Below are 13,948 nucleotides of genomic sequence, written 5' to 3'. Positions count from 1 at the left end.
CCTGGTCGATGCCGACGACTCCGGATCGCGCCGGCCGGAGCGGCGGTCAGCAGCCGCACCACCACCGCCCGCAGCAGCTCCCCGACGCGCGGGTCGCGGGCGTCCTGATCGAGCGCCAGATGCGCGCCCGCCCCCACCGGCACGAGCACCGGGAACGCGCCGTCGACTGTGGTCGCCGCGCCGAGGCGTACCGGAACGGGGTGGGTCGCGACGCGGGCGGTGCCGGGCACCGCGGCGGCCAGCTCACCGCCGAGGCGGGCCAGCCGCGCGACCAGCTCGGGGCTGCCCACCGGCGCCGGCCCGGCGGCGCCGAGCAGCCGCCGAGCCGCCTCCCAGTGGCGCAGTGCCTGCCGGTGCCGATCGACCGCCTGCCGGTACGCCGCCGCGAGTCTGCCCACCGTCCGCCCTCCGACGTCTTGCGATCGAGGGAACCCTAACGGACGCGCACCGCAGCGGCACAAGGCGCTCCGCACCGGGGATTCGTCCACTGTTCACCCGGCGGCGGACGGGCGCGCCGCCCACCGTTCCCCCGGCCCCGCTTGCCTTCCTCCAGGCAATCGTGGCGCACAGGAAGGCGACGACGTGACCTCACCTCTTCCCCGGCGGTCCCTGCTGCGCGGCGGCGTGGCCGGCGGGCTCGGCATCGTGGTGGCCGGCAGCCTGGAGGCGATCGCCGGCCCGGCCGCGGCCCGGCCCGCGTGCCGTCCCGCCGTCGGCTACGGCGACCTGGTGCCGGACCCGGCCGGCCTGCTGGCGCTGCCGCCGGGCTTCTCGTACACGGTGGTCGCGCAGGCGGGCGCGACGCTGCTGGAGTCCGGGCAGCCCACCCCCAGCGACGCCGACGGCACCGGCTGCTTCCGCGGCCCGCGCGGCTCGGTGCTGGTGAACAACCACGAGATCGGCGGCGACGAGCCGTACCCGGTGCCGGCGCTGACCGGTCTCACCTACGACCCGGGCGCCCGCGGCGGCACCACCACCATCGAGGTGGACCGGCACGGGCGGCGGCTGCGCGAGTACGTGAGCGTGGCCGGCACGCACAACAACTGCGCCGGTGGCATCACCCCGTGGGGCACGTGGCTGACCTGCGAGGAGACCGAGCAGCGGGCCGGTGGGCGATTCCTGAAGGACCACGGGTACGTCTTCGAGGTCGACCCGCACGACAGGTCCGCCAACACCGACCCGGTGCCGCTGACGTTCCTCGGGCGGTACTCGCACGAGGCGGTCGCGGTCGACCCGTACACGCACTCGATCTACCTGACCGAGGACGCGAGCGGGCCCAACGGCCTGTACTTCCGGTGGACGCCGCCGCCCGGTTTCCGGGCCGGCAAGGGCGCGCTGCGGGCGCTCGCCCAGCGGCCCGACGGCGGCGCCGCCGGAAGCCTCGCCGCGATGCGCTGCCTGCGCGGCGACACGCACGTGGCCGACCTGTCCGAGGCCACCACCCCCGGCACCCGCTACCGGGTCGAGTGGGTCGAGGTGCCGGACCGCGACGCCCGGACCGTGTCCGTACGCAAACAGTTCACCGACGCGGAGGTGACCCGCAGCCGCAAGCTGGAGGGCGCCTGGTGGGGCGACGGCGGCGCGTACTTCGTGGCCAGCTACGCCCGGCACGACGACGGCAGCGCCAACGAGCACGACGGGCAGGTGTGGTTCTACGACCCGCGCCGGCAGACCGTCACGCTGAAGACCATCTTCGGGGTGAACACCGACCCGGACGCCGACCACGGCAACTACGACGGGCCGGACAACATCACCGTGTCGCCGTACGGCGGGGTGATCCTGGCCGAGGACGGCGAGGGTGTGTCGCACCTGGTCGGCGTCACCGAGCAGGGCACTGCGTATCCGCTGGCGCGCAACGAGCTGAACGACAGCGAGTTCACCGGGCCGACGTTCAGCGCGGACGGCAGGACGCTGTTCGCCAACATCCAGTCGCCGGGGTACGTGTTCGCGATCACCGGGCCGTGGGGGCGGCCGGGTAACGGGCACCGCTGACGGGACGGTGAGCGGCCGGCGGTTCTCGCTCGGGAGCCGCCGGCCGAGCAGTGCTGGTCTGCGACAGACGTCCCATTCGACACCGCTGCACGGGTCGCCTGGCCAGGCGGATCATCGGTACGCTCTGAGCAGGGCCGAAGAAGGAGGTGTCCCCCGATGGCCAACGCACACGACGTTGCCGCGGCGGTGCTCGCCGAGGTCGGCCGCGTCACGGCGATGAAGCTGGAGAAGCTCGTCTACTACTGCCAGGGGTGGCACCTGGCCCGCACCGGAGCACCGCTGTTCGCCGAGCCGATCGAGGCCTGGCGGGAAGGCCCTGTCGTTCCCCTGCTCTACCGGCAGCACCGCCAGCAGCTCTACGTGTCGGATTGGCCGCTCGGGGATGCCTCCCGGCTCACGGACGCCCAGCTCGACTGTGTCCGCTGGGTCACCCGCGAGTACGGAAAATTCTCGGCGGCCGAGTTGTCGACCATGACGCACAACGAGCTGCCGTGGCGAGCCGCTCGGGGGGCACTGCCCGAGTCCGCCAGTTCCTCCGAACATCTCGACACCGACCTGATGCGGACCTACTACGCGAGGCAGATGGCGAGCACAGAAACGGCTGTCGCCCTGGCCACTGCGAACGCCGCGATCGAGGGCGAGGAGTTCGACGAGGAGTGGCAGGAGCGCCTTCGCGATGTGGCCTCGGGTCTGGTGAGCGCTGAGGACCTGATCGCCGAAGAGATCGCCCGCCTGCGCGGATGACCGATCCGTACTGCTGGCCGGGTACGGATTGCCTGGCCAACGAGTTGGGCCTGAGGGATGCCGCCGCCCTACGCGACGCCGAGTTCCGCCTCGTCTCGATCCGGGACGTGCAGGCCGCTCGGACCATCATCCCTGGCAACTACGGTTTGGGTCACCTCCAGGCGTTCCACCGCCATCTCTTCGGTGACCTGTACAAGTGGGCGGGTCAGACCCGTACGGTCGACATCAGCAAGCCCGGGGCCCGTTTCTGCCACTGGCGGTTCATCGACGACCAGGTGAGTACCGTCCTCACCGGACTGTCCGAGGACGGTTTCCTGCTCGGGTTGAGGCGCGAGGCGTTCGTCGAGTCGCTCGCCCACTACTACGGGGAGCTGAACGTCTGCCATCCGTTCCGGGAAGGCAACGGACGGACCCTGCGCGCCTTCCTGCGCCAGCTCGGCGCCGCGGCCGGCTACCTGCTCGACTGGTCGGAACTCGACGCGGCGGACAACATCGACGCTTGCGTCCAGCACCTGAACACCGGCGAGACGGACCTCCTGAAGGCAGCGCTCGATCCCGTCGTCCGGCGGATCAGCTGAGCCACGCTGCTCAGTCATAGATCCTGGAGGGTATCTCCTGTGCCGCTTGACGCATGCGTTCGCGCAGCTTGACCCGACGACCGCGAGGCCACTGCTGCTCCACCTGAGCACGTTGCCTCCCCGCGCGAGCGCAGCCCTCGGCGGAGACCGCCATCCCCCGCCGGGCCAGTTCGGCATCGAGATCTTCACCGAGCGTCGGTGCTGGTGTCATCGACGCTCACTGACGCCGATCTCCTTGGCCAGGTCGACGAATCCCTGCCAGGCCGCCGGCGCGAAGGCCAGCGTCGCGCCGGCCCGGTCCTTGGTGTCCCGGACCAGCACGACGCCCGCGAGGTTGTCGGCGACCTCCACACAAGAGCCGCCGTTGTTGCCGCTCTTCGTGCTCTTGCGCCATCGCGCAGCGGTCATGTCCATGATCCTGCCGCTTCCATGATCAGGTCTAGTGACTGGGTTCGGGAGAGGGCCTCGCCCCTGATGCGCTCCCACCTACGGCTGAGCGTAGCAACGGCCGCAGCCTCATTAAGTAGCTGCGCGGACGCCTGGCTGTCGACGTGCGCGACATGTTCACCGGTGGGCAGTTCGGCGAGGATGAAGCCGCCACCGAGCCCCGGATACATGCCGATGTCCCTCGGCACGACGTGTATCTGCACACCGGGCAGGGCTGCGCAGTGGACCAGGTGCTCAAGCTGCTCCCGCATCAGCTCCCGGTCGCCGTAGGCCGACTGATGCAGTACGCCCTCGAAGATGACCGCGACGACCAGAGGCGGCCGGTCCCGACGGAGGATCGCCTGTCGTTCGAGCCGCGAGGCGACCAGCTCATCGATTTCCGCTGCGGTCAGCGCCTCGCCGGTCAGCGTCGCGCGTGCATATGCCTCGGTCTGCAACAGCCCGGGCACCCATGTGTGCTCGAACCAGCGGATCGACACGGCGTCCCGCTCCCAGTCGACCCACTCACGCAGCCACGGCGGTTCACGGCGCTTGAGGACGTCCGGCCAAAGATCCCCGACGTCCCGGCCGAGGAGCGCCGCTACCTGGGCACGTCGCCGAGGCTGCGGAATACGTCCCGGAGAGACCCAACGGGCCGCCGTCTTCGGATCCACGCCGGTCTGAGCTGCAAGGCTCTCCGCCGTCTCACCGGCTTCGGCCATCGCCACCTGGAGCGCGTGGTTCATCCTTCCTCCCTCATGGACGTCCCGAACGTCTCGGCACCATACATCAACGCTGTGTATTGATCCCATAGCTCTCGGCAAGCTGACCTCCAGGCGGCACAGCCGGTGCTCGGACGTCCGGCGGCCACAGGACCAGGGATGTCGGGCGAGCCGCCCGACGCAGCCCCCTGGCAGGAGACGAAACTCATGCCCGACAGCAGGCCGAGGGCGGGTCGACGCGACGCAACGGCGAATGACAGCCCGCTCAACGCGGGAGACCTCCTCTGCCTCGACCGCAGGGCAAGCGTTCAGTTCTTTCGCCCGATCACCGTTCGCGTGATCCGGGAGATCGAGGATCGCCAGCCGTACGACGGCTGGGCATGGATCGAGGCGTACGAGTTGAACGCCCGAGGCTCCGCAGTCGCCAAGCGGGAACTTTTCGTGTATTTGGCTGGTCTGCACCGACTGGAATCAACAACTCGGGAGCGCATGTCCAGCAGCAGCAGCCGCACTTACGCGGCCACGCGGCTGCGAGGGCTGGGGTGAGCACGGGCGCTCGCGCGCATCTGCCTATGCGCCCACTCTGGATCTGCAAACGCTGCGCTTATCCGTGGCCGTGCACGGAGGCTCGACTCGCACTGCTCGCCGAGTACGCGAACGATCGTGTCGCCCTGTCGATCTACCTGTGTGGGCAGCTCTATGACGCAGCCCACGAGCTACATCGTCTCAACCCGTACGAGGCTCCCAGCCCACAGGTGTTGTTCGCTCGATTCGTCGGCTGGGCACGGCCGCGCCCGCCACTTCATCCCGCGCAGAGCAGCCCTTGATGCGTCACGTCGACAGACGGCCGGGCGACGAGACGTATCAGGTCACACGGGCCGGCGGGCGCAGGCCGTCCAGCGCGATGGCCAGGACGCGGTCGCGCTGGGCCGGGTCCGGGAACTGGTACGCGGCCAGCCCGCTGATCAGCCGGATCACGTCGTCGAAGCCGGCGTCCGGCCGGGCGGCACCGGCCTCCTGGGCGCGGCGCAGCAGCGGCTCGCCGGTCGCGTAGATCTCGGTGCGGCAGCTGCGGAACACCTCGGAGTCGTGCACCAGCTCCTCGGCCAGCGCCCGCTTGGTGGCCACGTAGGCGACGAACCGGTGCAGCCAGCCGACCAGGGCGTCCCAGGGCGGCTCGTCGGCCAGGTCGGCGGCGGAGGCGCTGAGCGCGCGCACCTCCTCGACGTAGACCGCCTCGAACAGGTCACGCCGGTGGGGGAAGTTGCGGTAGAGCGTGCCGATGCCTACGCCGGCCCGGCGGGCGATCTCCTCCAGCGACGCGCCCGCGCCGTGCTCGCCGAAGACCTCACGGGCGGCGGCGATGAGCGCGTCGTAGTTGCGGCGGGCGTCGGCCCGTTTCGGGCGGCGGGAGAAGACCTCACCGGGCACGTCGGCGTCGGTCATGACCCGCGTCACCCCTTTCGTCTTGCAACCGGAGGCAACCCTCCGCTAAGTTAATGGAGGCAAGCCTCCGGTTGCTGACCGGAGCCACCCCTCCGGATAGCTTACTCCGGACGTCCGGCCGCCACCGCCGCACGACCGCGCGAGCGGCCACCAGTCTCGTACCGAACGGGGAGTCGTCCCACATGATCCACTCAACCCGGCGCGGCTCGCGCCGGCTCACCTTCCTCGTGCTGGCCGCCGGCACCGGATTCTTCGCGATGCTCCAGTCGCTGATCACGCCGGTGCTGCCCACCATCCAGCACGACCTCCACACCTCGCCCAACACGGTGACCTGGGTCCTCACCGCCTACCTGCTCTCCGCGTCCGTCTTCACGCCGATCATCGGCCGCATCGGCGACATGGTCGGCAAGGAGAAGACACTCGTCTTCTCGCTCGCCGCACTGGCGCTGGGCTGCCTGCTGGCGGCCGTCGCCCCCAGCATCGGCGTGTTGATCGCCGCCCGCGTGGTGCAGGGCATCGGCGGCGCCGTCTTCCCGCTGTCGTTCGGCATCATCCGCGACGAGTTCCCGGCCGCCCGGGTCAGCTCGGCGGTGGCCTCGATCTCCGCGGTCGTCGCAGTCGGCGGCGGGCTGGGCGTGGTGCTGGCCGGGCCGATCGTGGCCACGCTGGGCTACCGGTGGCTGTTCTGGATCCCGCTGGTGGTGGTCGGCCTGACCGCGCTCGCCGCGCACCGGTTCGTGCCGCGCTCGCCGGTACGCACCCCGGGCCGGATCAACTGGCTCAGCGCCGTACTCCTGTCCGGCTGGCTGGTGGCGCTGCTGCTGCCGGTCAGCAAGGGCGCCGCGTGGGGTTGGGGCTCCGGCCGGGTGGTCGGACTGCTGGCGCTGGCCGCGGTGCTCGCTGTCGCCTGGCTGGCGACCGAGGCGCGGGCCGCGAACCCGCTGATCGACCTGCGGATGATGCGCCTGCCGGCGGTCTGGACCACGAACCTCGTGGGGTTGCTCTACGGCGCCTCGATGTTCGCCGTCTACGCCTTCCTGCCGCAGTTCGCGCAGATCCCGACCAGCGCCGGCTACGGCTTCGGCGCCAGCGTCACCCAGGCCGGGCTGCTGATGCTGCCGATGCTCGTCGGCATGTTCGCGGCCGGCCTGCTGGCCGGACGGCTGCAGTCCCGGTTCAGCGCCAAGGCGCAGCTGAGCACCGGCGCGGTGTTCAACGTCGCGGCCGCCGCCATGCTGACCGTCGCGCACGACACCCGCTGGCAGGTCGGTGTCGCCGGTGGCCTGGTCGGCCTCGGCATCGGGCTGGCGTTCGCCTCGATGGCCAACCTGATCGTGGCGAACGTGCCGGCCGGGCAGACCGGCGCGGCGACCGGCATGAACGCCAACATCCGTACCATCGGCGGCGCGATCGGCGCGGCGCTCGCCAGTGCCGTGATCACCGCGAATCCGCAGCCGAGCGGGCTGCCCCGGGAGGCCGGTTTCACGGCGGGCTTCCTGCTGCTCACCGGCATCTCGGTGGCGGCGGCGCTGGCCGCGCTCGCCGTACCCTCCGGCCGCCGCCGGTGGCCGCGGCGACGGATCGGGCCGGCGGTGCCGGACCTGGCGCCGGCGCCGGAGCTGGTCCCGGCCCGCTGACCCCATGGGGTACGCGGACGGAAGCCCCGCCCGGCGCCGGTGCCGGGCGGGGCTTCGCCGTGCCGGTCAGCCGATGGCGGCGGTCAGCGCCGCCAGGTAGCCGTAGCGGTAGCCGCTGGCGTTCGGGTGGTACGCCTCGATCACGCCGCTGACGTCACGGATCCACGGGTCGGCGGCGCACACGCCGTGCCCGGCGAAGAACGGCCGCGCGTCGACGAACGTGCCCCCGGCCGCGGCGGCCCGGCCGGAGATGACGCCGTTGAGCGTGTCGGCGGCCTGGTTGAGGATGGTGCGCTTGTAGCTGCTCATGGCGAGCAGGCCGCAGGAGCCGGTCTCGAACAGCCGCGGGTAGCCGAGCACCACCAGCCGGGCGTTCGGGGCCCGGTTGCGGATCGCGGTGTACGTGGCGTCGAGCCGGGCGGGCAGCGTCGCGGTGGCGAACGCCTTCGACTCGTTCACAGCGCTCTCGCAGCTCGACGTGCTGCCGAATCGGCAACTGGTCATCACGTCGGCGAAGCCGGCGTCGTTGCCGCCGATGGTGATGGTGACCAGCGTGGTGCTGCTGCTGAGCTGGCCGACCTGGTTGTTGAGCACGTCGGCGGTGACCGCGCCGCCGCAGGCCGGGAACTTGAAGCTGGTGACCGAGTGGGCGGCGGCCCAGAGCGGGGCGTACGACTTCTGGCTGCGCAGGCAGGTGGACAGGTCGTACGGGCCGGCGCCGACCCCGGAGGAGTAGGAGTCGCCGAGGGCGACGTAGTTGACGGTGGCCGCCCGGGCGGCGCCGGGCAGGAGCACGGCGCCGAGGACGGCCGCCAGGACGGCGGCGAACACGGTACGGACGCGACGGGGCATGGCAGAGCCTCCACGGGGCAGGGTGGTGGAGCCCGTTGACCGCGCGCGTGGCCGAGGGATCGGTGCTGTTACTGGTCGGTAATGCTATCGAAACATTTGCCGAAATTGAATAGCCGAGATCGGCCGGACGGGACAGATGCGTTCACATGCGTCGATTAGCTTGGCGGTGACGACACCCGACGGAGGGAGTCCCCCGTGCGACGCGCACTCACGGCGGCCATCGCCGCCCTGACCCTCACCGCGGCCGGCACCACAGTGACCGGCGCGCCCGGCCAGGCCGCCCCGGCCGGATGGGGCCGGCCGCAACCCGCGGCGGCCACCCCGACGCCCGGCAGCCCCGGGCTGGGCGACAGCTACTTCCCCGACTACGGCAACGGCGGCTACGACGTCGGGCACTACGACATCCGGCTGCGCTACGAGCCGGCCACCGACCGGCTCACCGGCACCACCACGATCCTGGCCACCGCCACCAAGGACCTGTCCCGGTTCAACCTGGACTTCGTCCTCGCCGTCGAGTCGGTGCGCGTTAACGGCTGGGTCGCCACGTACACCCGGGCCGGCGACCACGAGCTGGTGATCACCCCGGCCCGGCCGCTGACCAAGGGGCAGCAGCTCACCGTCGTGGTGAAGTACGCGGGCGTGCCGTCGCAGACCACGGTCCAGGGCTACACGGCGTGGACCCGTACCGCCGACGGGGCGCTCGCCGTCAACGAGCCCGAGTCGGCCTGGTGGTGGTACCCGAGCAACGACCACCCGAAGGACAAGGCCACCTGGGACATCTCCGTCTCGGTGCCGACCGGCGTCGAGGTGATCAGCAACGGCGTGCAGCCGCGCGACCCGCTGCCCGAGGCCGGCAACCGCACCCGGTGGAGCTGGCGCAGCGTCAAGCCCGGCGCCACGTACCAGGCGTTCCTGGCCATCGGGCAGTACGACATCGTCACCGACGTCGCGCCCAACGGCCAGCCGGTGGTGAACGCGTACAGCACCACGCTCGGCGAGCGCCTGCCCGCCGCGCGGGCCAGCATCGAACGCACCGCCGAGATCGTCGACTGGGAGAGCGGGCTGTTCGGCCCGTACCCGTTCGAGGCGCAGGGCGGCGTGGCCGGGCCGGTCGACGGCATCGGCTTCGCGCTGGAGACGCAGACCCGCCCGGTGTACGGCCCCGGCTTCTGGCGGCGCGGCGCCAACCCGTACGTGGTGGTGCACGAGAACGCCCACCAGTGGTTCGGCGACTCGGTGTCGGTGGCGGACTGGCGGCACATCTGGCTCAACGAGGGCTTCGCCTCGTACGCCGAGTGGCTCTGGTCCGAGGAGCAGGGCGAGGGCACCGCGCAGGAACTGTTCGACTTCACCTACGACAGCTACCCGGCCGACTCCGAGTTCTGGCAGGTGCGCCCCGGCGACCCGGGCCCGAGCGGGATCTTCGACGACGCCGTCTACGACCGGGGCGCGATGGCGCTGCACCAGATCCGGCTCGCCGTCGGCGACGCCGCGTTCTTCCGCATCCTGCGCACCTGGACGGCCAAGCGGCAGTACGCCAACGGCACCGTCGCGCAGTTCCAGGCGCTAGCCGAGCGGATCTCCGGGCGGGACCTCGACGCGGTGTTCACCACCTGGCTGTTCACGCCCGGCCGCCCCGACGTGACCGCCGCCGCGCGGACGAGCGCCGCACCGGCGCAGCCGGCCTCGTGGACGAAGATCCGCGCGGCGCACGACCTGCTCGGCCGCTGACCGGGCGCCGGCCGGGCCGCTCCCCCACCACGGGGGCGGCCCGGCCGGGCGGTCAACCGGCGGTCGGCACGGGTGCCGCAGTCGACGCCGTCCAAGGCTGTGCCGCCTCGACCGCGCGGATGTGGCGGTAGGCGAACCAGAGCGGCGGGAACGCGCCGACCGCGAACGAGAGGTCGACGAGCGTCCAGAACCAGGGGATGTCCCGGATCGGACCGCAGATCACCGCCAGCGGCACGATGCCGGCGCAGGCGATCATTCCGACCTGGACCACCCACACGTTGCGGACCGGGTCACGCAGCGGCCCCCAGAACGCCACCGCGAGCACCAGGTGCGCGAAGGCCAGCCAGTCGGTGCCGTACCGCAGGAACGGGTAGTCCTCACCGGCCGCCACCAGTCCGACGTGGACCCGCTCGATCCAGTCGACCAGCGCCGGAAACTGCCCGGCGAGCGGGTCGGACGCCGCCAGCAGCCAGCGCACCTCGACCTCCAGCGGGAACGCGGTCACCCCGCTGAGGAAGAGCCCCGCCACCACCAGCCAGAGCCAGCGGCGGATGCGCCGCAGGCGTACCTCGACGTCCATGGCCGCAGCCTAACGACGGTCGTCGTGCCGCCGGGGCCCCGTCCGGCATGACCTGGGCCACCCTTCCCGGACGGCCGCGCGGCGGCGGCGGGTGTTAAGAAGGGCCCCCTCCTCTACCTGAGGCGTTAAGAGGGGGCCCTTCCTTTCACCTGGCGGCGAGCGGCTGGCGGGCCGGGTCGACCGGGGCGGGCAGGTCGCCCACCCCGCCCAGGTACTTGTGGATCGCCGCCGCTGCAGCGCGTCCCTCGGCGATCGCCCAGACGATCAGCGACGCGCCCCGGTGCATGTCACCGGCGACGAAGACGCCGTCGGTGGCCTGCCAGTCCGGGCCGGAGTCGATCGCGCCCCGGCCGTTGCGGGTCACCCCGAACTGGGCCAGCAGCGGCTGCTCCTCGGTGCCCTCGAAGCCGATGGCGAGCAGCACCAGGTCGGCCGGGATCTCGCGCTCGGAGCCGGGCAGCGCGGTGACGATGCGGCGACCGTCCACCTTCTCCACTGTCACCTCGGCGATCCGGACCGCGCGGACCTGGCCGGTGCCGTCGTCCACGAACTCCTGCACGGCGACGGCGAAGACCCGCTCGCCGCCCTCCTCGTGCGCCGGGTAGTTGCGCAGCACCCACGGCCAGGTCGGCCACGGGTCCCGCGCCGCGTCCCGCTCCGTCGGCGGCTCCGGGTAGAGGTCGAGCTGGTGTACGCCGGCCGCGCCCTGCCGGTGCGCCACGCCGAGGCAGTCGGCGGCGGTGTCGCCACCACCGATGATCACCACGTGCTTGCCGGCGGCGTCGATCGGCGTACCGTCGGGCAGCGTCGCGGGGGCGGGCTTCCCGTCCCCGGCGGCGGCCACCACCCGGTTCGCGGCGACCAGGTGCGCCATCGCCTGGTGCACGCCGCGCAGCGCCCGGCCGGGCGTCTCCGGGGTGTCCCGGCCCTGCAACGCGCCGCAGGCGAGCAGCACCGCGTCGTGCTCGGCGCGCAACTGCTCGGCGGTCACGTCGACGCCGACGTCGACGCCGGTGCGGAACCGCACGCCCTCGGCGGTGAGCTGGGCCAGCCGCTTGTCGATGTGCTGCTTCTCCAGCTTGAAGTCGGGGATGCCGTAGCGGAGCAGGCCGCCGATCGCGTCGTCGCGCTCGTACACGGTGACCGTGTGACCGGCGCGGGCGAGCTGCTGCGCGGCGGCCAGCCCGGCCGGGCCGGAGCCGACCACGGCCACCGACCGGCCGGTGGACACGGACGCGGGCCGGGGCCGCAGGCCGTCGCGGGCCACCGCCGCGTCGGCGATCTCCACCTCGACCTGCTTGATGGTGACCGGCTGCTGGCCGCCCAGGCCGAGCACGCAGGCCGCCTCGCACGGCGCCGGGCAGAGCCGGCCGGTGAACTCGGGGAAGTTGTTGGTGGCGTGCAGCGAGTCCACCGCCGCGTCCCAGTTGCCGGTGCGGACCAGGTCGTTCCAGTCCGGGATGCGGTTGCCCAGCGGGCAGCCGTCGTGGCAGAACGGGATGCCGCAGTCCATGCACCGGGTGGCCTGCTCGCGGATCAGCTCCTCACCGGCCGGCGGGTACACCTCCCGCCAGTCGGAGATCCGCACCGGCACCGGACGGCGGGCCGGCAGCCGCCGGTCGTAGCGCAGGAAACCGTTCGGGTCAGGCACGAGCCACCTCCTGGGCGACCGCCCGGGGCGCGGGCGGTACCGGCGCGGGCGAGAGGGCGCTCATCACCGCGTCGTCGACGTCTCGGCCGGCGGCTTCGGCGGCCCGCATGATCTCCATGACCCGGCGGTAGTCCCGGGGCACCACCGCGGTGAACTCCTCCACCGCCTGCGGCCAGCGCTTGAGCAGGTCCTCGGCGACCGCCGAGTCCGTCTCGGCGAAGTGCCGCTGGATCAGCTCGTGCAGCCGGTCGCGTTCCTCGTCGCGCAGCGGCGACAGGTCGACCAGCTCGGTGTTGACCAGTCGCCGGTCGAGCCGGTGCACGAACGCGGTGCCGCCGGACATGCCGGCGGCGAAGTTGCGCCCGGTCGGCCCGAGCACCACGACGGTGCCGCCGGTCATGTACTCGCAGCCGTGGTCGCCGAGGCCCTCGACCACCGCGACCGCGCCGGAGTTGCGGACCGCGAACCGCTCCCCCACCCGGCCGCGCAGGTAGACCTCGCCGCCGGTCGCGCCGTACAGGATGGTGTTGCCGGCGATGATCTGGTCCTCGGCGCGGCGGCCGGGCGCGGCGTCCACGCCGACGAACGGCGCGTCGGTGTCCGGCCGCACCACGACGCGCCCGCCGGACAGTCCCTTGCCGACGTAGTCGTTGGCGTCGCCGTGCAGGCGCAGCGTGACGCCGCGCGGCAGGAACGCGCCGAACGACTGGCCGGCGGTGCCGCGCAGCAGGAACTCGATCGTGTCGTCGGGCAGGCCGGCGCCGCCGAAGCGGCGGGTCACCTCGCCGCCGAGCATCGCGCCGACGCTGCGGTGTTCGTTGCGCACCTCGACCTCGACCCGGACCGGGGTGCGCTCCCGCAGCGCCGGCCCGGCCAGCTCGATGAGCCGGTTGTCCAGCGCCGCGTCGAGGCCGTGGTCCTGGGCGCGTACGCCCCGGCGGGCCGCGCCCTCGGGCAGCTCGGGCAGGTGCAGCACGCGGCTCAGGTCGAGCCCGTGGCCCTTCCAGTGGTCGATCGCGCCGGCCACGTCGAGCAGTTCGGTGTGCCCGATCGCCTCGTCGATGCTGCGGAAGCCCAGCTCGGCCAGGTAGCCGCGGACCTCCTCGGCGAGGAAGAGGAAGAAGTTCTCCACGAACTCGGGGCGGCCGGTGAAGCGCTCGCGCAGCACCGGGTTCTGGGTGGCGATGCCGACCGGACAGGTGTCCAGGTGGCACACCCGCATCATCACGCAGCCCTCGACGATCAGCGGGGCGGTGGCGAAGCCGAACTCCTCGGCGCCGAGCAGCGCCGCGATCAGCACGTCCCGGCCGGTCTTGAGCTGGCCGTCGACCTGCACCGTCACCCGGTCGCGCAGCTTGTTCAGCAGCAGCGTCTGCTGTGCCTCGGCCAGGCCCAGCTCCCACGGGGTGCCGGCGTGCTTGAGCGAGTTGAGCGGGGACGCGCCGGTGCCGCCGTCGTGGCCGGAGATCAGGATGACGTCGGCCTTGAGCTTGGCCACGCCCGCTGCGACGGTGCCCACGCCGACCTCGCTGACCAGCTTGACGTGCACCCGGGCGGCCGGGTTGACGCACTTCAGGTCGTGGACGAGC

At 72.2% G+C, this 13,948-nt stretch carries 14 protein-coding genes and 1 pseudogene; 7 read left to right on the top strand and 8 right to left on the bottom strand.

Translation table 11 applies throughout. The features are described 5' to 3' along the window. Positions 1 to 398, bottom strand: a pseudogene (locus tag MCBG_RS33270) (cell division protein FtsK); the annotation flags it as partial. A gap of 184 nt (positions 399 to 582) precedes the next feature. Between MCBG_RS33270 and MCBG_RS29105 the strand changes: the two are divergent. The 3 genes from MCBG_RS29105 to MCBG_RS29095 all read left to right on the top strand — a co-directional run bounded on the left by MCBG_RS29105 (position 583) and on the right by MCBG_RS29095 (position 3,314). Beyond that, complete coding sequence (locus MCBG_RS29105) at positions 583 to 1,992, top strand: alkaline phosphatase PhoX (RefSeq protein ID WP_043329546.1); 1,410 nt, start codon at positions 583 to 585, stop codon at positions 1,990 to 1,992. A gap of 156 nt (positions 1,993 to 2,148) precedes the next feature. After that, positions 2,149 to 2,736, top strand: coding sequence for a Panacea domain-containing protein (locus tag MCBG_RS29100; protein WP_043329544.1), 588 nt, complete (start codon positions 2,149 to 2,151; stop codon positions 2,734 to 2,736). Next, positions 2,733 to 3,314 carry a Fic/DOC family protein gene (locus MCBG_RS29095; protein ID WP_043329543.1) on the top strand — a complete coding sequence of 194 codons (582 nt, stop codon included), beginning with the start codon at positions 2,733 to 2,735 and terminating at the stop codon, positions 3,312 to 3,314. Before MCBG_RS29100 ends, MCBG_RS29095 begins: the two co-directional genes overlap by 4 nt. Positions 3,315 to 3,521: 207 nt before the next feature. Here the strand turns inward: MCBG_RS29095 and MCBG_RS29090 are convergent, their stop codons facing one another. Further along, positions 3,522 to 3,728 (bottom strand): DUF397 domain-containing protein, encoded by a 207-nt coding sequence (locus MCBG_RS29090; protein ID WP_082930880.1) that lies wholly within the window; start codon positions 3,726 to 3,728, stop codon positions 3,522 to 3,524. Continuing rightward, the gene (locus tag MCBG_RS29085) at positions 3,719 to 4,486 is read right to left on the bottom strand and encodes a Scr1 family TA system antitoxin-like transcriptional regulator (RefSeq protein WP_043329540.1); all 768 of its coding nucleotides are present in this window, start codon (positions 4,484 to 4,486) and stop codon (positions 3,719 to 3,721) included. Before MCBG_RS29085 ends, MCBG_RS29090 begins: the two co-directional genes overlap by 10 nt. 183 nt (positions 4,487 to 4,669) lie before the next feature. Between MCBG_RS29085 and MCBG_RS29080 the strand changes: the two genes are divergently transcribed. Both MCBG_RS29080 and MCBG_RS34520 read left to right on the top strand, forming a co-directional pair. Next, positions 4,670 to 5,008, top strand: coding sequence for a hypothetical protein (locus MCBG_RS29080; RefSeq protein WP_223201371.1), 339 nt, complete (start codon positions 4,670 to 4,672; stop codon positions 5,006 to 5,008). Positions 5,009 to 5,034: 26 nt separating this feature from the next. Then, on the top strand, positions 5,035 to 5,289 hold the full coding sequence (locus tag MCBG_RS34520; protein ID WP_084789651.1) for a hypothetical protein: 255 nt from the start codon (positions 5,035 to 5,037) through the stop codon (positions 5,287 to 5,289). Between the two features lie 37 nt (positions 5,290 to 5,326). Here the strand turns inward: MCBG_RS34520 and MCBG_RS29075 are convergent, their stop codons facing one another. Next, positions 5,327 to 5,908 (bottom strand): TetR/AcrR family transcriptional regulator, encoded by a 582-nt coding sequence (locus tag MCBG_RS29075; protein WP_043331116.1) that lies wholly within the window; start codon positions 5,906 to 5,908, stop codon positions 5,327 to 5,329. 182 nt (positions 5,909 to 6,090) lie between these two features. Between MCBG_RS29075 and MCBG_RS29070 the strand changes: the two genes are divergently transcribed. Then, positions 6,091 to 7,545 carry an MFS transporter gene (locus MCBG_RS29070; RefSeq protein WP_043329539.1) on the top strand — a complete coding sequence of 485 codons (1,455 nt, stop codon included), beginning with the start codon at positions 6,091 to 6,093 and terminating at the stop codon, positions 7,543 to 7,545. Positions 7,546 to 7,611: 66 nt separating this feature from the next. Here MCBG_RS29070 and MCBG_RS29065 read toward each other — a convergent pair whose 3' ends face one another. Further along, positions 7,612 to 8,397, bottom strand: a complete 786-nt coding sequence (locus MCBG_RS29065) for an SGNH/GDSL hydrolase family protein (protein WP_043329537.1) — start codon at positions 8,395 to 8,397, stop codon at positions 7,612 to 7,614. 195 nt (positions 8,398 to 8,592) lie between these two features. On the opposite strand from MCBG_RS29065, the gene MCBG_RS29060 reads away from it, so the two are divergent. Further along, positions 8,593 to 10,128 carry a M1 family metallopeptidase gene (locus MCBG_RS29060; protein WP_043329536.1) on the top strand — a complete coding sequence of 512 codons (1,536 nt, stop codon included), beginning with the start codon at positions 8,593 to 8,595 and terminating at the stop codon, positions 10,126 to 10,128. A 52-nt stretch (positions 10,129 to 10,180) separates the two neighbouring features. Here MCBG_RS29060 and MCBG_RS29055 read toward each other — a convergent pair whose 3' ends face one another. The 3 genes from MCBG_RS29055 to MCBG_RS34515 form a co-directional block, all read right to left on the bottom strand. Further along, positions 10,181 to 10,708, bottom strand: coding sequence for a hypothetical protein (locus MCBG_RS29055; protein WP_043329534.1), 528 nt, complete (start codon positions 10,706 to 10,708; stop codon positions 10,181 to 10,183). Positions 10,709 to 10,853: 145 nt separating this feature from the next. Beyond that, on the bottom strand, positions 10,854 to 12,359 hold the full coding sequence (locus tag MCBG_RS29050; protein ID WP_043329533.1) for a glutamate synthase subunit beta: 1,506 nt from the start codon (positions 12,357 to 12,359) through the stop codon (positions 10,854 to 10,856). Next, positions 12,352 to 13,948: GltB/FmdC/FwdC-like GXGXG domain-containing protein (locus MCBG_RS34515; RefSeq protein ID WP_043329531.1), on the bottom strand; the 1,597-nt coding region annotated here is incomplete at its 5' end. The genes MCBG_RS29050 and MCBG_RS34515, both read right to left, overlap by 8 nt.

This window comes from Micromonospora sp. M42 (assembly GCF_000568915.1).
GTDB lineage: Bacteria > Actinomycetota > Actinomycetes > Mycobacteriales > Micromonosporaceae > Micromonospora > Micromonospora chalcea.
The sequence above is the reverse complement of the archived record's forward strand: the minus strand, read 5'-3'. Positions and strand labels throughout refer to the sequence as shown.

Excerpts from the sequence above, each read along its gene's own strand:
- MCBG_RS29090 (WP_082930880.1), bottom strand. The coding sequence starts at position 3,728 with ATGGACATGACCGCTGCGCGATGGCGCAAGAGCACGAAGAGCGGCAAC.
- MCBG_RS29055 (WP_043329534.1), bottom strand. The coding sequence starts at position 10,708 with ATGGACGTCGAGGTACGCCTGCGGCGCATCCGCCGCTGGCTCTGGCTG.
- MCBG_RS34520 (WP_084789651.1), top strand. The coding sequence starts at position 5,035 with ATGCGCCCACTCTGGATCTGCAAACGCTGCGCTTATCCGTGGCCGTGC.
- MCBG_RS29095 (WP_043329543.1), top strand. The coding sequence starts at position 2,733 with ATGACCGATCCGTACTGCTGGCCGGGTACGGATTGCCTGGCCAACGAG.
- MCBG_RS29065 (WP_043329537.1), bottom strand. The coding sequence starts at position 8,397 with ATGCCCCGTCGCGTCCGTACCGTGTTCGCCGCCGTCCTGGCGGCCGTC.
- MCBG_RS29100 (WP_043329544.1), top strand. The coding sequence starts at position 2,149 with ATGGCCAACGCACACGACGTTGCCGCGGCGGTGCTCGCCGAGGTCGGC.
- MCBG_RS29070 (WP_043329539.1), top strand. The coding sequence starts at position 6,091 with ATGATCCACTCAACCCGGCGCGGCTCGCGCCGGCTCACCTTCCTCGTG.
- MCBG_RS29085 (WP_043329540.1), bottom strand. The coding sequence starts at position 4,486 with ATGAACCACGCGCTCCAGGTGGCGATGGCCGAAGCCGGTGAGACGGCG.
- MCBG_RS29080 (WP_223201371.1), top strand. The coding sequence starts at position 4,670 with ATGCCCGACAGCAGGCCGAGGGCGGGTCGACGCGACGCAACGGCGAAT.
- MCBG_RS29075 (WP_043331116.1), bottom strand. The coding sequence starts at position 5,908 with ATGACCGACGCCGACGTGCCCGGTGAGGTCTTCTCCCGCCGCCCGAAA.